Source organism: Pantoea sp. ACRSC (assembly GCF_022346785.1).
Taxonomy (GTDB): Bacteria; Pseudomonadota; Gammaproteobacteria; order Enterobacterales; family Enterobacteriaceae; genus Pantoea; species Pantoea alvi.
Genome location: NZ_JAKRNN010000003.1, coordinates 159,080 through 180,444, shown reverse-complemented (window position 1 = coordinate 180,444; position 21,365 = coordinate 159,080). Strand labels below are relative to the sequence as shown.

The window sequence follows — 21,365 nt, the reverse complement described above, 5'->3', positions numbered from 1 at the left end:
ACACGCCTGCATAAAAAACAACCCGGGACGTGGCACCCAATTCGCGATGGAAACGATCACAGCGCTGCTCGACAAAATCTATGCTGATACCTTTCCTCAGGCAGCGCGCGAGCGCTTACTGAGTCACATTATTGCTGCACGCGACGCCGTTAAGCTGCCGCGCAAGGCGCACTGGGACGAGCAGGATATCGTGCTGATCACCTACGCCGATCAGTTTCGCGAAGCGGAGGTGCCGACGCTGCAGAGCTTTTCCCGCTTCTATCAGCAGCATCTGCAGTCCACCTTTCCGCTGGTGCATCTGCTGCCCTTTTTCCCCTACTCCTCCGACGACGGCTTTTCCGTTATTGATTACCATCAGGTCAACCCGCTGTGCGGCGACTGGCCAGATGTCGCCAGCCTGCATCAGGAAACGCGTCTGATGTTCGACTTTGTCTGCAACCACATGTCTGCCCACAGCGCCTGGTTTAAACACTATCTGGCGCTCGATCCCGGCTGGGACGACTTCTTTATCAGCATGCCGCCCGCCACCGATCTCAGCGCCGTGACGCGGCCGCGCACCTCGCCGCTGCTGACGCCGTTCGAGATGGCGAACGGCGAAATGCGCTTTATCTGGACTACCTTCAGCGCCGATCAGATCGATCTTAACTTCGGCAACCCCGAGGTGCTGATCCGCATGGTGGACGTGCTGCTCGACTACCTGCAAAAAGGGGCGGACTATGTGCGCCTCGACGCCGTTGGCTATATGTGGAAAACGCCCGGCACGCGCTGCATTCATCTGGAGAAAACCCATCTGCTGGTGAAGCTGTTTCGCGCCATTGCTGATATCGTCGCGCCCGGCACGGTGATCATTACGGAAACCAACGTGCCGCATAAAGACAACGTCAGCTACTTCGGCAACAGCCACGACGAAGCGCAGATGGTCTATCAGTTTTCGCTGCCGCCGCTGGTGCTGCACGCTATCCACTCCGGGTCAGGACGCGCGCTGCGCCAGTGGGCGGGGGCGCTGGAGCCTGGCCAGGGCGGCACCACCTTTTTTAACTTTCTCGCCTCGCACGACGGCATCGGCCTTAACCCGGCGCGCGGCATCCTCTCTGAGGTAGAAATTGTGGCGCTGGTGCGCGATCTGGCGCTGGAGGGGGCGCTGGTCTCCTATAAAAACAATCCCGACGGCACCACCAGCCCCTATGAGATCAACGTCTCCTATCTTGACGCGCTCAACCATCAGAACGACGACGACGACACGCGCCTGCGCCGCTTTCTGCTGGCGCACGCGATTCTGCTGGCCTTTCCCGGCGTGCCCGCTATCTATATCCAGAGCATCCTCGGCTCGCGCAACGACTACGAGGGCGTTAAAGCAGCGGGCCACAACCGCGCCATCAACCGGCAGAAGTTTGATTTAAAGACGATCGAAGCGGCGCTGGCGGACGGCGACAGCCTGCGCCACGCCATCTATACCCGCCTCAGTCAGCTCATCCAGCTGCGCACGCGCCAGCCCGCCTTTCATCCCGATAATCCCATGAGGCTCTACGACAGCGATAACGCCTTGCTGGTGCTAAGGCGTCATCCGCCGCAGCAAGAGGATAGCGGCCTGCTGTGCGTGTTTAATCTGAGCGCTAAAACGGTGGAGGTGACGCTGCCGGAGGCGCGCCTGTTTCAGGATGCAATCACAGAGAGGAAAATTGATGGCACCCAGCCACTTACGCTGGATGCCTGGCAGTTTGTCTGGCTGCGTAGCTGATTACTTGTAGACTTCCGCGGTGGCGCTGAATTTGCCGTGTTCACGACCGGCGATCACCAGGTAGTATTTGCCTCCTTTTTCATCAGCCTTTTTAGAGAGTTCGCGTTTGGCGTCCATCGGCGAGGTGGTTTCCGCCGTGGTGTTCACCGTACCGATCTTCTCAAGATTCATTTTTTTCACTTCTTCTTTGGTCACTTCCTTGGCCGCAACCGCCGAAAACGACACTGCGCCCATTACCATTGAAGCTACAACCCATTTCATCACCTTCATTACAGTACCCCTCATTCATTTCCGTTATGTGAGATGTAAGCAGACGCCGGATGCGTCAGGCGAGATGGAACGGCATTATCCTCTCCCTGGATAATTCACATCATTAAGCGGCCATGCCTACCCGGAAAGTATTATCGCTGATGAGAAAATTGCCAGCGTCGCGCCCGGTTTAACGATAAAACTCCTTCCAGAAATCAAGAATATGCTGGCAGAAGGCGTCCGGGTGCGAAATAAAGGGCGCGTGCGCGGCTTTTTCCATCACGACGGAAGGCGAAGCGGGAAGCGCAGCGTCGAGCAGCGACGCGATGCGACGCGGCACCAGGCCGTCCAGCGCGCCATACAGACGTAAAAACGGCATGGCGAGCTGCGGCAGCCGATCGCGCAAATCGACCTCGCGCAGGATCGCCAGCCCGCCGTCGAGTACCGCCACCGGCGGCATCGGCTGCGCCAGCACCACCTCTTTTAAGCGGCGCGCATCCTGCCGGGCGCTGTCGGTGCCCAGCGTCTGCAACGCCAGGAAACGCTCGACGGTGCGCTGGAAGTCGCTGTTAAGCTGCGTGCGGAAAGTCGCTAACGTCTCCGGCTTAATGCCCGGCCACGCCTCACCGGCGGTAAAACAGGGCGAAGAGGCGACGCTGATCGCTCCCGCGATCTGCTGCGGCGCGCGCAGCGCCAGCTCGGTCGCCACCAGCCCGCCCAGCGACCAGCCCAACAGCAGCGCGCGCGGCGGCAAATGGGGCAGCAGCAGCTGCGCCATCTCCGCCAGCGAAAGCGCGCCGAACCCCTGGCTGCGGCCATAGCCCGGCAGATCGACCAGGTGCAGGCGGAAATGGGGGCTGAGTCGCGGCACGATGCTTTGCCACACCTCCGCGTTCAGCCCCCAGCCGTGCAGCAGCACAAGATCCACATTTCCTTCTCCGCAGGTGCGCCAGTAAAGCGAGGTCATCAGTTACTATCCCGTAAAAGGTTAAGGAGGCCGCTATGCTACCAATGCCCGCCCTCTGTTGGCTATGTCGGCTGCCGCTGCGCGTCGCGGTACATGGATTGTGCAGCCCTTGCCTGCGCACCCTGCCGCCGCTGCCGATCCTCTGTCCGCGCTGCGGCCTGCCCGCCGCATCCTCTCGCGTCGCCTGCGGCCGCTGCCTGCGATCGCCGCCTCCCTGGCAGGCGCTGGTCTGCGTCAGCGGCTATCAGCCGCCGCTGCGCCGCTGGGTGCATCAGCTGAAGTTTTCCGGCGTAACCGCACTCAGGGTGATGCTGGCGCGACTGCTTTTGCTAAGCTGGCTGGACGCTCACCGCACGCGCGGGCTGACGCGGCCAGATTTGCTGCTCTGCGTGCCGCTGCATAAAAGCCGCGCCTGCCGACGCGGCTATAACCAGGCGGCGCTGCTGGCCCAGCCGCTGGCGCGCTGGCTGGGTTGCGAATTTTGCGACGGCGTGCGCCGCAGGCGACGCGGCGCGCTGCAGCACCAGCTACCCGCCTCGCAGCGCCGCCGCAACGTGCGCGGCGCCTTTCGCCTTGAAATCGACGTGCGCGGACGCCATATCGCGCTAATAGACGATGTGGTGACAACGGGGCATACCGTAGGAGAGATCGGCCGCATTTTGCTGGCGCAGGGGGCGGCCAGCGTACAAATATGGTGCCTGTGCCGTACCTTGTAGAGCGTCGGTGATGGGCGTATTATAACCAACTAAATTAGTCAACTATTGAGCAATTGCCATGATCCGAATTACAGACTCTGCCCAGGAGCACTTCGCTAAACTGCTGTCAAAACAGGAAGATGGCACCCAGATTCGCGTATTCGTTATTAACCCGGGTACGCCGACCGCCGAGTGCGGCGTCTCTTACTGCCCGCCGGACGCGGTAGAAGCGACCGACACCGAGCTGAAGTTCGAGAAGCTTTCGGCCTACGTTGATGAGCTGAGCGCGCCTTACCTTGAAGACGCCGAAATCGACTTCGTGACCGACAATCTCGGCTCTCAGCTGACGCTGAAAGCGCCGAACGCCAAAATGCGCAAAGTCTCTGACGACGCGCCGCTGGCGGAGCGTGTTGAGTACCTGCTGCAGGCGCAGATTAACCCGCAGCTCGCCGGTCACGGCGGTCGCGTCTCGCTGATGGAGATCACCGACGACGGTTTCGCCATCCTGCAGTTCGGCGGCGGCTGCAACGGCTGCTCGATGATTGACGTCACTCTGAAAGATGGTATCGAGAAAGAGCTGCAGGCTGCTTTCCCGGAACTGAAAGGCGTGCGCGATATCACCGAGCACCAGCGCGGCGAGCACTCCTACTACTAATCGCCTCGACGCGCGACAGTCCCTGACCGTCGCGCGCCATCCGCTATTCCCCTCTGCGCGTCTGACTCACCGCCTTTAACAGCTTCGTCACCGCTTTATCCGTAAAGATCGCCTCCAGCGGCTGCGCCAGCTTGCGTCGCCAGTTGGGGTATTGATCAACGGTGCCCGGCACGTTCACCGGGGTGGTCATCCCTATCCAGTCTTCAGGCTGCAGGCCGAGCAGCGCGCTGCCGGTTGCCGCGAGAAATTTATGCATCGCCAGATTGAGGGCGGGCGTCATCGCCAGCTTATCCGCCTGACGCGCGCTGCGCGCCGGCATCGCGCCCGCCTGATGCAGTGCGTCCAGCAGCGCCTGTTTCTGTTTCGCGCGCTGTTCATGCAGCGACTGCAGCACCTCTTTGCCGGGATAGAGCTTGAGCTTCTCCCCCAGCGCGAAGTCGCCCGCGTTCCAGAAGCCGCTCAGCGTCGGCAGATCGTGCGTGCTGGCGCTGGCGATCGACTGACGCGGATAGTCACCGGGCAGACGATAGCTGCCGTCGCGCTGCTGCTCAAACCACATCACTTTCCATGAAAACACGCCGCTGGCGCGCAGCAGGCCGACAATTTCCGGCGGTACCGTCCCGAGATCTTCGCCAATAACCATGCAGCGATGCCGCTGGCTCTCCAGCGCCAGAATGCCCAGCAGATCCTGTACCGGATAGCTGACGTAGGCGCCTTTATCGGCAGTTTCTCCTTTTGGCACCCACCACAGCCGCAGCAGCGCCATAACGTGATCGATGCGTAGCGCGCCGCAGTCGCGCATATTGGCGCGCAGCATGTCGATAAAAGGCTGATAGCCACGCGCCCGCATCACGTGCGGATCCATCGGTGGCAGGCCCCAGTTTTGTCCCAGCGGTCCGAGGCGATCCGGCGGCGCGCCGACCGAGGCTTCCAGGCGATAGAGCTCAGGATCGTGCCAGGTCTCTGCGCTGCCTTCCGCCACGCCCACCGCCAGATCGCGATAGAGCCCTACCGTCATCTTCAGCGCCTGGCTGCGCGCCCAGCACTGAGCGAACTGGGTTTGCGCCAGCCACTGCAGCCACTGCCAGAAGGCAATCTCCTCTTCATGGGTTTCGCACCAGCGCTGTACCTCAGGCGACTGGCTGTTGCGCCAGCTTTCCGGCCAGGCGGGCCAGCCCCAGGCGTCCGCATCTCCGGCGCGGCGCTCCGCCTGCAGGCCGTCGTAGGCCGCCTGATAGCGCAGGCTGTCGCCGCCGTCATCAACGAAGGCGGCGAATGCCTGCCGCTGCGCGTCATCTTCCGCGCGCAGGCTGAACTGCGCCCAGGCGTGACGCAGCGCGGCAAGCTTCAGCGCCATCACCGTTTCGTAATCAACAAATTCGCTATCGCGCGCTTTTGCCAGCGCGCGCTGGGTTTTCGCCGCTTTCCACCACTTTTGCGCCGCGGCGCTCTGCTGAAAATCTTCCAGCTGCGCCACGCTGATATAGATAATGTTCAGCCAGCGGCGCGACGAGGGGCTGTAAGGACTGGCGAAATCGGGTGTTGCGGGATAGAGCGCATGCAGCGGATTAAGCCCGACGAAGTCACCGCCCTGGCGCGCCACCTGCTCCAGCAGCTGCTGCAGATCGCCAAAATCGCCGATGCCCCAGTTATCGGCGGAGCGCACGGTATAGAGCTGCACCAGCGCGCCCCAGCGCTTCTCGCCGTTGCGCAGCGGCGCGGGCAGCCAGCAGCGGCGCGGCGTCAGGATCAGGCGCGTCTGCCACTGCTTCCGGCCTTTAGTCAGGGTCAGCTGGTGATAGCCATGCCCGAGCGGCGACGGCAGCTTAAAAGGCTCGCCGGCCTCAAGTTCACCGCTAAACTCGCGGCCCTTTTCGCTGCGCAGCCGCCACTGATAGCGGCCGCGCCCTTCCGGGTTAAGCTGGCGCGCTGCGCCGCCGCTCAATACCTGCACCGGCGGCAGCGGCGCACCCTTCTCTTTTGTGGCATCGCCCATGACCGCAAGCAGCGCGCGCTTGGTTTCGTCGCTGATGGCTTCCGGTTCGCCTTTGGCGTTGGTATAGGTCAGGGAGATTCCGGCGGCTACTGCCGCGCGATCCAGTGCGCTCTCTTTCATGCTGTCCCCTTAGCGTCTTCATCCAATGCCATTGAGTTGCGGTGTGATAGATGTTTGCGCGCAGGCAAACAGAGCATTAAGTAAAGACGGCGCTGGGGAAAAAATCGACAGGAAACAAAGAAAAAGGCGGGCTGATCAGAAACGCAAGCAACGAGCGGAAGGGTCTGAAGCGCAACAGGGACAACGGCGGGAGCGCGTTTAAGCAACGCAACGCGTTGGCTGTTTGAGGCGCACCTCAACGATGAGGTGCGTATTTATGCGGGTCGAGCCGGCAAAGATGCTGCTGTTACGCCGGTGCGATGGCACCAGCTCAGAGGCACCTTTTGCGCAATCAGCAGAGTTCGAGCTGCACCTCATGCTGCTCAATCACCTTCATAATGCTGGCGGGCGGCTGCTTGTCGGTATAGAGCTGGTCGATCAGCCCCATATTGCCGAGATTTACCATTGCGTTGCGGCCGAATTTCGAATGGTCAACCACCAGCATCACGCAGCGTGAGTTTTCGATAATGGCGCGCTTGGTGCGCACCTCGTGGTAGTCAAACTCCAGCAGCGACCCGTCCATATCGATGCCGCTGATGCCGAGGATGCCGTAGTCGAGGCGGAACTGAGAGATAAAGTCGAGGGTCGCTTCTCCCATAATGCCGCCGTCGCGCGTGCGCACTTCGCCGCCTGCGATAATCAGGCGAAAATCGGGCTTACACATCAGCAGCGTCGCCACATTGATATTGTTGGTTACCACGCGCAGATTCTTATGGTTCAGCAGCGCATAGGCCACCGCCTCCGGCGTCGTGCCGATATCGATAAACAAGGTCGCGCCGTCTGGAATTTCGCTGGCGACGCGTTCGGCGATGCGCGCTTTTTCCGCCGACCACATCATCTTACGTTCCTGCCAGGCGGTATTTTCAGAACTGGACGGCAGCGCCGCGCCGCCGTGATGGCGCTGAATTTTATTCTGATCGGCGAGGTCGTTGAGATCGCGACGGATGGTTTGCGGGCTTACCTCAAAATGTTCTACCAGCTCTTCGGTACTGACATATCCCTGACGCCGGACCAGATCGATAATGGCGTCATGACGTTGCGTCTGCTTCACATTACTCTCCTGTTTTCTCTTCTTATCCGGCGCTAACGGCGCCGCACTGCACGGGTGTCGACAAAGGCCATCGCCAGCCCGACCAGCAGACCGGCGACGTGGGCGCCGTTGGCGATGGCGAGCCCGAACGCGCCATACCAGCCGATCACCAGCCACACAATAGCGAAACCAATCAGTCCGCGTTCCAGATAGACGCCGCTTTCAGGGTCGCGCTCGCCGCGCAGCCAGCAGTAGCCCATCAGCGCATAGACTACGCCCGACAAACCGCCGAACCAGATGCCGCTAAATTTCGCCTGTACGAAGCCGCTGAGCAGCGCCGAGATCAGCATAATGACAAACAGCTTGCCGCTGCCGAGCCGCTTCTCCACCGCGCCGCCGAGATACCACCACCACATCAGGTTGAACAGGATATGCAGCAGCGAAAAGTGCAGCAGCGCATGGCTGAACCAGCGCCACACCTGAAGATACTGGCCCGGCCCGTCCGGCCAGCTCAGCCACAGCAGCACCGTCTGATCGCCAAAAATCTGCATCAGGATAAATACCGCGATACAGGCAAAAAGCACGGCCATGGTGAGCGGACCGGCGCGATCGCGAATATTGCCCCACAGGTTGCTGCGCTCGTAGCGCAGGCCGCTTTTGGTGTTACCGGTATGCCAGCTGGCGGCCTGATAGCGAGGATGGTCCGGCTGGCGCACGAACTGCTGAAGTTCGTTTTCGACCATTTCAAGCTGGCTCTCGTCATCGAGCAGGATGAGGTAGTGACCATCCTGCTCAATGCGCAGCGCGACGCCGCGCGTCGCCATATAGTCGACAAACGCCTGCGCCATGCGCGGGTTATTAAACTGCGTAATACGCACCATTACTCACTCTCCTTGTTCATCAGGCGCGGCTCACGCGTCGCCGGTGACAACCTGCGCCGGAAACGCGGCGCGCCAGGCGTCAAAACCGCCATCGATGCTGTAGGCGGCGCTGAAGCCCTGACTCAGCAAATATTGCGCGGCGCCTTTGCTGCTGTTGCCGTGATAGCACATCACCAGCACCGGCAGCTCGCGGCTGGCGCTGGACAAGAAGTCGTTAAGGTTGCCGTTGCTCAGGTGCAGTGCCTTTTCCGCATGGCCGAGGGCGAAGCTCTGCGGATCGCGAATATCGACCAGCTGCGCGCCCTGTGCCAGATGTTCGTTGGCCTGCTGAACGTTAATGCATTCGAAGGTTTCCATGATTCTCTCGTTAAGACGTCACAATTACCCTCTAGTGTAACCCGATAAGCAGTCCCAATAACCTGACAAAGGGTCCGGCTTTGTATTTATTTATCAACAAGAATGTTAGCTATATCACGCTAAAATGTTTTTACCACGTTAAACACTGGCATCAATGTTGGTTTGCGATTATGATTATGCTCGAAAACGAACATTAATGAACTATTCCGAACATCGGAGGAGATGACGTGGAAACCAAAGACCTGATCGTGATCGGCGGCGGCATCAACGGTGCCGGCATTGCAGCAGACGCTGCAGGACGCGGCCTGTCAGTGCTGATGCTGGAGGCGCGGGACCTGGCTTGCGCGACCTCTTCCGCCAGTTCAAAGCTGATTCACGGCGGCCTGCGCTACCTCGAACACTATGAATTCCGTCTGGTCAGCGAGGCGCTGGCCGAGCGTGAAGTGCTGCTGAAGATGGCACCGCATATCGCTTTCCCGATGCGCTTCCGTCTGCCGCACCGTCCCCATCTGCGTCCGGCGTGGATGATCCGCGCTGGCCTGTTTTTATACGATCACCTCGGCAAACGCACCAGCCTGCCGGGCAGTAAGAGCCTGCGTTTTGGCGCGGATTCGGCCCTTAAGCCGGAAATCACGCGCGGTTTCGAATATTCAGACTGCTGGGTAGACGATGCGCGCCTGGTAGTATTGAACGCACAGGAAGTGGTGAAGCGCGGCGGCGAGGTGCGTACCCGCACTCGCGTGACGCGCGCCTGGCGTGAAAACGGCCTGTGGATGGTGGAAGCGGAAGATGTCGACAGCGGTAAAACCTATACCTGGCGCGCAAAAGCGCTGGTGAATGCGGCTGGCCCCTGGGTTAAGCAGCTGTTCGACGACGGCCTGAAGCTGAAATCGCCTTACGGCATTCGCCTGATTAAAGGCAGCCATATCGTGGTGCCTCGCGTGCATAACGAGAAGCAGTCTTACATTCTGCAGAACGAAGATAACCGCATCGTGTTTGTTATTCCGTGGATGGACGATTTCTCCATTATCGGCACCACCGACGTGGAATATAAAGGCGATCCGAAGAACGTCAAAATCGACGAGAGCGAGATCGACTATCTGCTCAAGATTTACAACAGCCACTTCAAGAAGCCGCTGGCGCGCAACGACGTGGTCTGGAGCTACTCCGGCGTGCGTCCGCTGTGTGACGATGAATCTGATTCACCGCAGGCGATTACCCGCGACTATACGCTGGACGTGCGCGACGATAACGGTCAGGCGCCGCTGCTGTCGGTGTTCGGCGGCAAGCTGACCACCTACCGTAAGCTGGCTGAGCACGCGCTGGAGAAGCTGACGAAGTATTTCCCTGATGCTGGTCCGGCATGGACGAAAAACTGCGTGCTGCCGGGCGGCGATATTGCCGGTACCCGTGAAGATTACGCTGCCAGCCTGCGTCGTCGTTATCCGTTTATTACCGAAGGTATGGCGCGTCATTTCGCCCGCACCTACGGCAGCAGCACTGAGACGCTGCTCGACGGCGCGACTCGCCTTGAGGACCTGGGCGAGAACTTTGGTCACGATTTTTATGAAGCCGAGCTGCGCTATCTGGTGCAGAACGAGTGGGTGCGCGAACTGGATGACGCTATCTGGCGCCGCACCAAGCAAGGGATGTGGCTGAACGAGGCGCAGCAGGCGCGCGTGGCGGAGTGGCTGGCGATGCATAGCCAGAAGCCGAGTTTGTCGCTGGCGAGCTAAAGAAGAGTTAGATTAACGGGGCGATAGCCCCGTTTTTTTTTGCCTGCTGGGCAGGCGGATCAGGTTCGCTGCGCGAATGGGGGCTGAGCGGGGTTCCGCCCGATGGGGGGGTTGACTGCGCGGCAGGCGGCTTGTGTTCGCTGCGCGAACGGGCGCTGAGCGGGGGCCGCCCGCTGGGGGTTGACTGTGCAGCAGGTGACTTTTGTTCGCTGCACGAACGGGCGCTGAGCGGGGGCCGCCCGCTGGGGGGTTGACTGCGCGGCAGGTGAGGCTCTGAGCGGGTTCCGCCCGCCAGGCGGCAGGGAGTTTCAGCAGCTCCGCTGCCGGCGTGCGTGTTAAGGGGCTCGCCAGCCCCTTAACAATCCCGGCTTCCGGCAGCCTCCACGCCGCGCTCCGCGCGGTTCCTTCGTTGCTTACGTCGGCCGCACGGACCGGTCGGGACAGGCCGTCCTGGCCTGGCCCTCCCTCTCGCCGACGTCCTGTCGGCTCGCCCTGGCCGCCGTGCGCACCTCAGCGTGTCGGATGCCTCTGATACTGCCCCGCCTGTAATTTCCCTGTTTTTTATTAACGGCTGCGTTGTCTGTATGCAGGATGCAGGGTTCGCCCTTACAGCGATAAGGTTGCGATTTTTATTAACGACGGTGTCGTCTGAATACATGCTTCACGCTTGCAGCGACAAGGTTGCAGTTTTTATTAACGGCTGTGTCGTCTGAATACATGATTCACGCTTACAGCGATGAGGTTACGATTTTTATTAACGACGGCGTCGTCTGTATGCAAGGTTCACGCTTTCAGCGATAAGGTCGCGCCTTTAAGAGTCAGGATGTGCAGCGGGGATTGTGGGGGCCATCGCAGCCGCTGAGCGGAGGAAGGATTTCAGGACGAGCGGCAGGGATGCCGCGAAGAGGCTGGCATGAGCCAGGGATGGCGAATCCAGCCGGTCCGTCAGAAATCCTGACAGAGCGAAGGAACCCGCGCAGCGGGCGGGTGAGCTGGCCCAGGGCGCGGGTGCAGGGCCGGCGCCTACCGGCCCTGCTCGGTCGCCCGCAGAGGGCGAAATGAAACTGCCCGGCTGCCGGGCGAACGAAACCTGCTCAGAGCCGCCTGCGCAGCAGGCATCCCGCCCAGCGAACGAGCCCCGCTCAGAGCCGCCTGCGCAGCGGGCAACCCACCAGCCGAACGAAACCCGCTCAGAGCCACCTGCGCAGCAGGCAACCCGCCAGCCGAACGAAACCCGCTCAGAGCCGCCTGCGCAGCACGCAAACCCCTCACAACCTCACTGGCTTAATATGCCAAATCTCATCCGCATACTCCTGAATCGTACGGTCAGAAGAGAAATACCCCATATTGGCAATATTCAGCGCAGCGCGACGCTGCCACTCCTCCGGCTTACGATAGAGCTCATCCACCTTATCCTGGGTATCCACATAGCTGCGGTAATCCGCCAGCAGCTGATAGTGGTCGCCAAAGTTCACCAGCGAATCGAACAGATTGCGGTAGCGGCCTGGCTCCTGCGGGCTGAAAACGCCCGAGGCGATTTGCGTCAGCACCTGATGCAGCTCGGCATCCTCTTCGTAATATTTACGCGGGTTGTAACCGCCGCTGCGCAACGCTTCGACCTGCGGCGTGGTATTGCCGAAAATAAAGATATTCTCCTCACCCACATGCTCCAGCATCTCTACGTTGGCACCGTCCAGCGTGCCGATGGTCAGCGCGCCGTTAAGCGCGAACTTCATATTGCTGGTGCCCGACGCCTCGGTGCCCGCCGTCGAAATCTGTTCGGAGAGATCCGCCGCCGGAATAATGATCTGCGCCAGGCTGACGCTGTAGTTCGGGATAAACACTACCTTCAGCTTGTTCTTCACCTGCGGATCGTTATTGATCACGCTCGCCACATCGTTGATCAGGTGAATAATATGCTTGGCGGTGTAGTAGGCCGAAGCCGCCTTGCCGGCAAAGATATTCACGCGCGGCACCCAGTCAGCGCTGGGATCGGCCTTGATACGGTTATAGCGGGTGATAACGTGCAGCACGTTCAGCAGCTGACGTTTATATTCATGGATGCGCTTGATCTGCACGTCGAACAGCGCGTGGGGATCCAGCACCACATCCATATTCTTCGCCACCCAGTCCGCCAGGCGGCGCTTGTTATCAAACTTGGCGTCGGCAACTTTCTCGATAAACGCCGGATAGTCGATCTGCTGGTTCAGCTCGGCGAGCTGGCTAAGATCGGTACGCCAGGTGCGGCCAATCTCCTCATCCAGCAGTTCCGACAGCGCCGGGTTAGCCAGCGCCAGCCAGCGACGCGGCGTCACGCCGTTGGTCTTGTTGCAGAAACGGCCCGGGAACAGACGCGCAAAGTCGGCGAACAGCGACTGCACCATCAGATTGGAGTGCAGCTCAGAGACGCCGTTAACCTTGTGGCTCACCACCACCGCCAGCCACGCCATACGAATACGGCGGCCATTATTCTCATCAATGATCGAAATACGCGACAGCAGATCCCAGTCATCGGGGTAGTACTCCTGAATGGTCTTCAGGAAGTAGTCGTTGATCTCGAAAATAATGCCGAGATGGCGCGGCAGGATCTTGCCGATCATCTCTACCGGCCAGGTTTCCAGCGCCTCGCTCATCAGCGTGTGGTTGGTGTAGGAGAAGACCTGACAGGTTACTTCAAACGCATCGTCCCAGGTGAACTTGTGCTCGTCGATCAGCAGACGCATCAGCTCCGGGATCGCCAGCACCGGATGGGTATCGTTAAGGTGGATGGCGATCTTGTCCGCAAGGTTGGACCAGGTTTTGTGCATCTGCCAGTGACGGTTAAGGATATCCTGCACCGTGGCGGACACCAGGAAATACTCCTGACGCAGACGCAGCTCGCGTCCCGAGTAGGTTGAATCGTCGGGATAGAGCACGCGCGAGACGTTTTCCGAGTGGTTTTTATCTTCTACCGCAGCAAAGTAATCGCCCTGGTTGAATTTGCCCAGGTTGATTTCGTTACTCGCCTGCGCGCCCCACAGGCGCAGCGTATTGGTGGCGTCGGTGTCGAAGCCGGGAATGATTTGATCGTACGCCATCGCGACGATCTCTTCGGTTTCCAGCCAGCGGACCTTCGCTCCCTCATGCTGAATGCGGCCGCCGAAGCGCACCTTGTAGCGCGTGTTGTAGCGCTGGAACTCCCAGGGGTTGCCATACTCCAGCCAGTAATCGGGCGACTCTTTCTGCTCGCCGTCGATAATATTCTGCCGGAACATGCCGTAATCATAGCGGATGCCGTAGCCGCGTCCCGGCAGGCCCAGCGTGGCGAGCGAGTCGAGAAAACAGGCGGCCAGTCGCCCCAGCCCGCCGTTACCGAGGCCGGGGTCGTTCTCTTCTTCCATCAGATCGGCAAGATTTAGTCCCATCTCGTCCAGCGCCTGATTGAGATCGTCATAAATGCCCATTGCCATTAAAGCGTTGCCCAACGTCCGGCCCAGCAGAAACTCCATCGACAGGTAGTAAACCTGGCGGACATCCTGCGACAGCTGCGCGCGGCTGGAGCGCAGCCAGCGCTCCACCATGCGGTCGCGCACCGCCAGCAGCGAGGCGTTGAGCCAGTCATGCTGGTTCGCCACGGAAGGATCTTTACCGATGGTAAACATCAGCTTATAGGCAATCGAGTGTTTCAGCGCTTCGACCGTCAGTGTCGGCGACGTATAGGTGAAAGGAGCATTCATATCAGTTATCCCAATCTCTGGTTACAGCAAACGTTGGTAAAGATCGCGGTAGGCCTGCGCGGCCACTTGCCAACTGAAATCCATCCCCATCGCCTGTCGCTGAACGTAACGCCAGAGAGAAGGCCGCGACCACAATACAAAAGCACGTCGAATCGCCCGCAGCAGCGACCAGGCGTTACTGTCTTCAAAGCTGAATCCGCTGGCGATGCCGTCGGCCAGGTTCTCCAGCGAGCTGTCGTTAACCGTATCGGCCAGGCCGCCCGTGCGCCGCACCAGCGGCAGCGTGCCATATTTGAGACCGTAGAGCTGCGTCAGCCCGCAGGGTTCAAACCGGCTCGGCACCATAATGACGTCCGCGCCGCCGACGATGCGGTGCGAGAAGGCTTCGTGATAGCCGATCTGCACGCCAACGCTACCGGGATGCTCCGCTGCCGCCGCAAGGAAGCCCTGCTGCAGCTCCGCGTCGCCCTGTCCCAGCAGCACCAGCTGGCCGCCCTGCGCCAGCAGGCCTGGCAGCGCCTCCAGCACCAGGTCCAGCCCTTTTTGCCGCGTCAGACGGCTGATCACCGCAAACACCGGCACGCTGTCGTCCACCTTCAGCCCCATGGCGATCTGCAGCTGCCGTTTGTTCTCCGCCTTCGCCTCCAGCGTGTCGCGGTTGTAGCGCGCGCTGAGCAGCAGATCGTGCGCCGGATCCCAGATACCGGGATCGACGCCGTTAAGAATGCCGCTCAGGCGCCCTTCACGCAGCCGCTGCTCCAGCAGCGACTCCATACCGTAGCCAAATTCCGGGCGCGTAATTTCATGCGCATAGGTCGGGCTAACGGCGGTGATATGGTCGGCGTAAAAGAGGCCCGCCTTCAGATAGGAGATCTGTCCGTAGAACTCCAGCCCGTGCATGTCGAAAAAGGATCGCGGCAGCTCAATTTCGTCCAGATGGCGCGCGTTGAACAGCCCCTGATAGGCCAGGTTGTGGACGGTAAACACCGATTTCGCCGGACGTCCACGCGCCTCCAGATAGGCGCAGGTCAGGCCCGCATGCCAGTCGTGCGCATGCACGATATCGGGCCGCCAGTAGGTGTCGAGCCCGCTGGCGATTTCGCATCCCATCCAGCCCAGCAGCGCGAAGCGCAGATAGTTATCCACATAGGCAAACTGCGACGTATCGTGATACGGGCTGCCGGGCCGGTCATAAAGCTCCGGCACGTCGATCAGATAGATGCCGACGCCGTTGAAATGACCAAACAGCAGCCGTGTCGGACCGGCAAAAGTCTGCAGCTCGGCCACCACCTCCGTTTCAGGGATCCCTTTGCGCAAATCGGGAAAAGCGGGCAACAGCACCCGCGTATCCGTTCCATCCGCAATCTGCGCCTGTGGCAATGCCCCAACAACATCAGCCAACCCGCCGGTTTTTAGCAGCGGAAAAAGTTCTGAACAGACATGTAAAACCTGCATCCTCGGCCTCTTAATAAGTGATCGGGCGCGATCCTCGCGTCGATTATATGGTGCTTGTTATCGTTGTCGGCTACGCGCTGGCCAGCCTGGCAAGCATGGCGCGTGTGACCAGAACGATCCCCTCTTCTGAACGGTAAAACCGACGACTATCCTCGTCAGGATTCTCTCCTATCACCATACCTTCCGGCAGTACGCAGGCGCGGTCGATCACGCAGCGACGCAGACGGCAGGAGCGTCCTACCACCACGTCCGGCAGCAGTACGGCGGAATCGATATTGCAAAACGAGTTAACGCGCACGCGCGGGAACAAGACGGAATTCACCACGACCGAGCCGGAGATGATGGTGCCGCCAGAGATCAGCGAATTCATCGTCATGCCGTGGCTGCCCGAGCGATCCTGCACGAACTTAGCGGGCGGCAACGGCTCCATATGCGTGCGGATCGGCCAGGTAATGTCGTACATATCCAGTTCCGGCGTCACAGATGCGAGATCGAGGTTAGCGCGCCAGTAGGCTTCCAGCGTCCCGACATCGCGCCAGTAAGGCGGCGAATTTTCATCCTGCTGTACACAGGAGAGCGTAAACGAATGGGCGTACCCTTCGCCGCTCGCCACCACTTTCGGCAGAATATCTTTACCAAAGTCGTGGTTGGACTCCGGCTCCTGGAGATCTTCCTCCAGCAGCTGATAGAGATAATCGGCGTTAAACACGTAGATCCCCATGCTGGCCAGCGCCTGCGTATCGTCGCCGGGCATGGCGGGCGGCTGCGGCGGTTTCTCTACAAAGTCGATCACTTTATTGTGTTCATCCACCGCCATTACGCCAAAGGCGGTCGCTTCGTGCAGCGGCACGGGCAGACAGGCGATGGTGCACTTCGCGTTGGCGTCGACGTGGTCGAGCAGCATGCGCGAATAGTCCATTTTATAAATATGATCCCCGGCCAGAATCACGATGTACTGCGCCTGATAGCGGCGAATAATGTCGAGGTTCTGGGTCACGGCGTCAGCGGTGCCGCGATACCAGTGTTCAGTCTGCGTTCGCTGCTGCGCCGGCAGCAAATCCACAAATTCATTCATCTCTTCGTTGAAGATAGACCAGCCGCGCTGAACGTGCTGCGTTAGCGTATGCGACTGGTACTGCGTTATCACGCCGATGCGGCGGATGCCCGAGTTAATGCAGTTCGAAAGAGCAAAGTCGATGATGCGAAACTTGCCGCCAAAGTGCACCGCGGGCTTGGCGCGTTTAGCGGTCAGGTCTTTCAGGCGCGTGCCTCTTCCCCCGGCGAGGATCAGCGCAACCGTCTGTGTAGGGAGCTGGCGGGCCAGCATCAGGTGATCGGTTCTGTCTAACTTAACCATGTCTGACTCCTTATGATTGCTTTTGGAACACGCACACACCGTGTGCGGGACCATGCCAGACAGTCGACAAAATGGGGTTGTCATCCCCGGCGAAAGGAGGAACGGCACGCCATTCTCCGTCTGGTAAGGCGATGTCACTCACCGAATCCGTGGCGTTTATTGTTATTAACCAGCGGCCGGAGAGCAGGATCTGCATTCTGTGCGCCTTCTGCTCCCACTCCTCTCGCTGCAGTGGTTTGCCGCTGGCATTGAACCACTGCACATTGCCGTCGCCCTCTTGCCACCAGCGATCGGCGGTTAACGCCGGGATCTGCTGACGCAAACGGATCAGGGCGGCGGTAAATTCTACCAGACTGCTCTCTTCTTCCTGCCAGTCGAGCCAGGTCAGGAGGTTATCCTGACAGTAGGCGTTGTTGTTGCCGTGCTGGCTGTGGCCGCGCTCGTCGCCGGCGAGCAGCATCGGCGTGCCCTGCGCCAGCAGCAGCGACGTCAGCAGCGCATGCGTGCTCAGGCGGCGGCGCTCGATCACGTCGAAGCTGGCGCGCAGCCCTTCCACGCCGTGGTTATGGCTGCAATTGCCGTTGCTGCCGTCGCGGTTATCCTCGCCGTTGGCCTGGTTATGCTTGTGGTTAAAGCTCACCACATCGCGCAGCGTAAAGCCGTCATGCGCGGTTATCAGGTTGACGGCGGCGTGCGGCAGGCGGCCGTCACGCTGAAACAGGTCGCTGGAGGCGGCAAAGCGGCGGGCGAACGCGCCGTTGCTGACGTCGCGATGCAGCCAGAAGCGCCGCATATCGTCGCGGAAATGGTCGTTCCATTCGGCGAACAGCGGTGGAAAATTGCCGACCTGATAGCCACCCGGCCCGATATCCCAGGGTTCAGCGATCAGCTTGACCTGAGAAAGCAGCGGGCAGGCTTTGATCGCCTCAAACAGCGGCGCGTGCGCCGAAAAATCGGGGGTGCGCCCCAGCACCGGTGCCAGATCGAAGCGAAAGCCGTCAACATGGCAGACGCGCACCCAGTAGCGCAGCGCCTCCAGCGCCCAGTTCATCACCTCGGTGTCGCTGAGGTTGAGGGTATTGCCGCATCCGGTCCAGTTTTGATACTCGCCCTGCGGCCCCAGCCAGTAGTAGCTGGCGTTATCGACGCCGCGCTGCGACAGCGTCGGGCCGATCTCCTCCAGTTCAGCGGTGTGGTTGAACACCACGTCCAGCAGCACCTCAATCCCTGCCGCATGCAGATTCTTTACCGCCTGCTGAAACTCCTCCAGCGGCGACGCGCTCTGCTGCGAGGCGTAGCGCGGATTGACGGCCCACAGCGCAAAGGGGTTATAGCCCCAGTAGTTGCTTAGCCCGAGACGCTGCAGGCGCGGCTCGCTGGCGAAATGGGCTACCGGCAGCAGCTCCAGCGCGGTTACGCCGAGATGGCGCAGGTAATTCACCATAACAGGATGGCCAAGCGCAGCGTAAGTCCCGCGCAGCGATTCCGGAATTTCCGGATGTCGCTGCGTCAGGCCGCGGACGTGCGCCTCGTAAATCACCGTGTTGCCCCAGGGGGGGCGCGGGGCGACATCCCCTTCCCAGTCGAAGTCCTCCGCCACCACCAGCGACTTAGGGGCCACGGCGGCGCTGTCCTGCTCGTCAGGCTGCTCGATACCGCCGTAGAGACGCGGGTCGTCCGCTACCTCGCCCTCAACCGCGCGGGCGCAGGGATCGACCAGCAGCTTGGCGGGATTAAAGCGGTGTCCGCACTCCGGCGCCCAGGGGCCATGAACGCGAAAGCCGTAGCGCTGGCCCGGTTTAAGCGCGGCCGCGTAGCCGTGCCAGATATCGCCGGTTCGCGCAGGCAGATCGAAGCGCCGCTCTTTGCCATCATCAAACAGGCAAAGCTCGACGCGCGCGGCATGCCGGGAGAAGAGCGTAAAGTTAACGCCCTTACCGTCGTAACTGGCGCCTGGCGGCTCAGCACGTCCCGGAAGCAGCGTCATTCCGCCTCCTTCACCAGCCAGATTGTCGCGAGCGGCGGCAGCGTCAGCGACAGCGACTGCGGCCGGTTGTGGCTGGCGATCTCATCGGTATGCACCACCGGATTGCGCGTATCGCTGCCGTGATAGCTGTGCTGATCGGTGTTGATCACTTCGCGCCAGCTCCCCGCCTGATTAACGCCGAAGCGATAGTTATGGCGCGGCACCGGCGTAAAGTTACTGGCAACAATGATTTCGTTGCCGTCGCGGTCGCGGCGCACAAAGACGAAGACGGAGTTTTCGCGATCGTCCACCACCAGCCACTCAAAGCCAGCCGGGTCGAAATCGAGCTGGTACATCGGCGCGAAGTGGCGATAGGTATGGTTAAGGTCGCGCACCAGTCGCTGCACGCCGTGGTGCCAGTTATCCGCCCCCTCCAGCAGATGCCAGTCCAGGCTGACGTCGTGGTTCCACTCTTTGCCCTGGGCAAACTCGCCGCCCATAAACATCAGTTTCTTGCCGGGGAAGGCCCACATCCAGCCGTAATAGGCGCGCAGGTTAGCGAACTTCTGCCAGGGATCGCCCGGCATACGGTCCAGCAGCGACTTCTTGCCGTGTACCACTTCGTCGTGCGAGAGCGGCAGCACGAAGTTTTCGGTGTAGTTGTACATGATGCCGAAGCTCATCAGGTCGTGATGATGACTGCGGTAGACCGGATCAAGCTTCATAAAGTCGAGCGTGTCGTGCATCCAGCCCAGGTTCCACTTGTACCAGAAGCCGAGGCCGCCCGATTCCGGCGGACGCGATACGCCGTTGAAGTCGGTGGACTCTTCGGCGATGGTGACGGTGCCCGGTGCGGCGCGTCCCAGCGTGCGGTTGGTGTAGCGCAGGAAGGCGATAGCTTCGAGATTCTCCCGCCCGCCGTAGTGGTTCGGCACCCATTCGCCTTCAGCGCGGCTGTAGTCGCGGTAGATCATCGAGGCCACCGCATCGACGCGCAAACCGTCGATGCCGTAACGCTCCAGCCAGTAGAGCGCGTTGCCCGCCAGATAGTTACTTACCTCGCGGCGGCCAAAATTGTAGATCAGGGTGTTCCAGTCCTGATGATAGCCTTCGCGCGGATCGCTGTGCTCATACAGCTCGGTGCCGTCGAACTTCGCCAGGCCGAAATCGTCGCTGGGGAAGTGGCCCGGCACCCAGTCGAGCAGCACGTTGAGGCCCGCCTCGTGCGCGGCGTTGATGAAATAGAGGAACTCGTCACGCGTACCGAAGCGACGCGTCGGCGCATACATGCCGAGCGGCTGATAGCCCCAGCTGCCATCAAAGGGATGCTCATTGATCGGCATCAGCTCGATATGGGTAAAGCCCATCTCTTTGACATAGGGCACCAGCTGCTCCGCCAGCTCTTTGTAGCTGAGCCAGAAGTTGTTGTCGGTATGGCGACGCCATGAGCCAAGGTGAACTTCATAGATGGAAATCGGCGCGTCAAATTCGTTGCGCGCCTTGCGCTCTTCGGCCATTTCGACCTTTGGCGGCAGGCCGCAGATGGTCGACGCGGTTTGCGGACGCATCTGCGCCTCGAAAGCGTAAGGATCCGCCTTGATACGCAGCTGGCCGCTGTTATCGACGATTTCGAATTTATAGAGCTGGCCGTTATACGCGCCGGGCACAAACAGCTCCCAGATGCCCATTTCGCGGCGGAAGCGCATCGGATGGCGACGGCCGTCCCAGAAGTTGAAATCGCCCACCACCGAAACGCGCTGCGCGTTGGGTGCCCAGACGCTGAAGCGCGTGCCGTGCACGTCGTCAATCACCGCGCCGTGCGCGCCCAGGGTTTCGTAGGGGCGCAGATGGGTGCCTTCCGCCAGCAGCCAGGCGTCCATCTCCTGCAGCAGCGGCCCGAAGCGATAGGCGTCGTCGATCAGGTTCTGCTGACCGTGCCAGTTCACCGCCAGCTGGTAGCGAAACATATTCTTGCGGCGCGGCACCACCGCGCTGAAAAAGCCGCGCGAGTCGAGGCATTTCAGCTGGGCGACTTTGCGCCCGGTATTGGTTTCAATTACCCATACTTCCGAAGCGTCGGGCAGCAGCGCCCTGACTTCCAGCCCGTTGGCTGTCTGGTGCATCCCCAGCAACGCGAAGGGATCGGAATAGTTACCCGCAAACAGGGCATTGATCGCCAGGCGATCGGGAAGCTCTGACATGACTTTCTTCCTGTGATTATGTGGCAGGCGAAATGAGCGCGGCCTAAGCCATGCATCAGGTGCGCTGCTCTTCATTGAGCCATGCGTACAACGGCAGAGAAAGGAAACCACTCCGTGGGAAAAGAACTTTGCCGTGTACAACAACTATTCAGTGCGAAATGCAAAACAGTCAACAACCGGCACATCATGGTTAAATCATAGCTTGGG

General features: G+C 60.4%; 15 protein-coding genes. 4 read left to right on the top strand and 11 right to left on the bottom strand.

The features are described from left to right. Positions 1 to 46: 46 nt before the first annotated feature. Complete coding sequence (locus MHZ97_RS05590) at positions 47 to 1,738, top strand: alpha-amylase family glycosyl hydrolase (RefSeq protein WP_239314899.1); 1,692 nt, start codon at positions 47 to 49, stop codon at positions 1,736 to 1,738. Here MHZ97_RS05590 and MHZ97_RS05585 read toward each other — a convergent pair whose 3' ends face one another. Continuing rightward, positions 1,739 to 2,008 (bottom strand): YdgH/BhsA/McbA-like domain containing protein, encoded by a 270-nt coding sequence (locus MHZ97_RS05585; RefSeq protein ID WP_103796339.1) that lies wholly within the window; start codon positions 2,006 to 2,008, stop codon positions 1,739 to 1,741. 169 nt (positions 2,009 to 2,177) lie between these two features. Then, positions 2,178 to 2,954, bottom strand: coding sequence for a pimeloyl-ACP methyl ester esterase BioH (gene bioH, locus MHZ97_RS05580; protein ID WP_239314900.1), 777 nt, complete (start codon positions 2,952 to 2,954; stop codon positions 2,178 to 2,180). A gap of 35 nt (positions 2,955 to 2,989) precedes the next feature. Between bioH and gntX the strand changes: the two genes are divergently transcribed. Both gntX and nfuA read left to right on the top strand, forming a co-directional pair. Next, positions 2,990 to 3,670, top strand: coding sequence for a DNA utilization protein GntX (gntX, locus tag MHZ97_RS05575; RefSeq protein WP_239314901.1), 681 nt, complete (start codon positions 2,990 to 2,992; stop codon positions 3,668 to 3,670). Positions 3,671 to 3,728: 58 nt separating this feature from the next. Then, positions 3,729 to 4,304 (top strand): Fe-S biogenesis protein NfuA, encoded by a 576-nt coding sequence (gene nfuA, locus MHZ97_RS05570; protein ID WP_239314902.1) that lies wholly within the window; start codon positions 3,729 to 3,731, stop codon positions 4,302 to 4,304. 43 nt (positions 4,305 to 4,347) lie between these two features. Here the strand turns inward: nfuA and malQ are convergent, their stop codons facing one another. The 4 genes from malQ to glpE form a co-directional block, all read right to left on the bottom strand. After that, the gene (gene malQ / locus MHZ97_RS05565; protein ID WP_103796335.1) at positions 4,348 to 6,420 is read right to left on the bottom strand and encodes a 4-alpha-glucanotransferase; all 2,073 of its coding nucleotides are present in this window, start codon (positions 6,418 to 6,420) and stop codon (positions 4,348 to 4,350) included. Between the two features lie 331 nt (positions 6,421 to 6,751). Further along, entirely contained in the window at positions 6,752 to 7,510 is a 759-nt protein-coding gene (locus MHZ97_RS05560) for a DeoR/GlpR family transcriptional regulator (protein WP_033753150.1), read from the bottom strand. 32 nt (positions 7,511 to 7,542) lie between these two features. Then, positions 7,543 to 8,367: a rhomboid family intramembrane serine protease GlpG gene (gene glpG, locus MHZ97_RS05555; RefSeq protein ID WP_239314906.1), complete on the bottom strand. Its 825-nt coding sequence runs from the start codon at positions 8,365 to 8,367 to the stop codon at positions 7,543 to 7,545. A 33-nt stretch (positions 8,368 to 8,400) separates the two neighbouring features. Next, entirely contained in the window at positions 8,401 to 8,727 is a 327-nt protein-coding gene (gene glpE / locus MHZ97_RS05550) for a thiosulfate sulfurtransferase GlpE (RefSeq protein WP_239314903.1), read from the bottom strand. Positions 8,728 to 8,954: 227 nt separating this feature from the next. On the opposite strand from glpE, the gene glpD reads away from it, so the two are divergent. Next, positions 8,955 to 10,463, top strand: a complete 1,509-nt coding sequence (gene glpD / locus MHZ97_RS05545; protein ID WP_103796333.1) for a glycerol-3-phosphate dehydrogenase — start codon at positions 8,955 to 8,957, stop codon at positions 10,461 to 10,463. A 1,268-nt stretch (positions 10,464 to 11,731) separates the two neighbouring features. Here the strand turns inward: glpD and glgP are convergent. From glgP to glgB, 5 genes are all read right to left on the bottom strand, one after another. After that, a complete protein-coding gene (gene glgP, locus MHZ97_RS05540) occupies positions 11,732 to 14,179 on the bottom strand; it encodes a glycogen phosphorylase (protein ID WP_103796332.1) in 2,448 nt (815 codons plus the stop codon). A gap of 21 nt (positions 14,180 to 14,200) precedes the next feature. After that, positions 14,201 to 15,634: a glycogen synthase GlgA gene (gene glgA, locus MHZ97_RS05535; RefSeq protein ID WP_103796331.1), complete on the bottom strand. Its 1,434-nt coding sequence runs from the start codon at positions 15,632 to 15,634 to the stop codon at positions 14,201 to 14,203. 70 nt (positions 15,635 to 15,704) lie between these two features. Beyond that, a complete protein-coding gene (glgC, locus tag MHZ97_RS05530; protein WP_103796330.1) occupies positions 15,705 to 16,991 on the bottom strand; it encodes a glucose-1-phosphate adenylyltransferase in 1,287 nt (428 codons plus the stop codon). Between the two features lie 10 nt (positions 16,992 to 17,001). Then, positions 17,002 to 18,978 carry a glycogen debranching protein GlgX gene (gene glgX, locus MHZ97_RS05525; RefSeq protein ID WP_239314904.1) on the bottom strand — a complete coding sequence of 659 codons (1,977 nt, stop codon included), beginning with the start codon at positions 18,976 to 18,978 and terminating at the stop codon, positions 17,002 to 17,004. Continuing rightward, the gene (glgB, locus tag MHZ97_RS05520; protein WP_239314905.1) at positions 18,975 to 21,158 is read right to left on the bottom strand and encodes a 1,4-alpha-glucan branching enzyme; all 2,184 of its coding nucleotides are present in this window, start codon (positions 21,156 to 21,158) and stop codon (positions 18,975 to 18,977) included. The genes glgX and glgB overlap by 4 nt, the downstream gene beginning before the upstream one ends. Positions 21,159 to 21,365 lie beyond the last annotated feature (207 nt).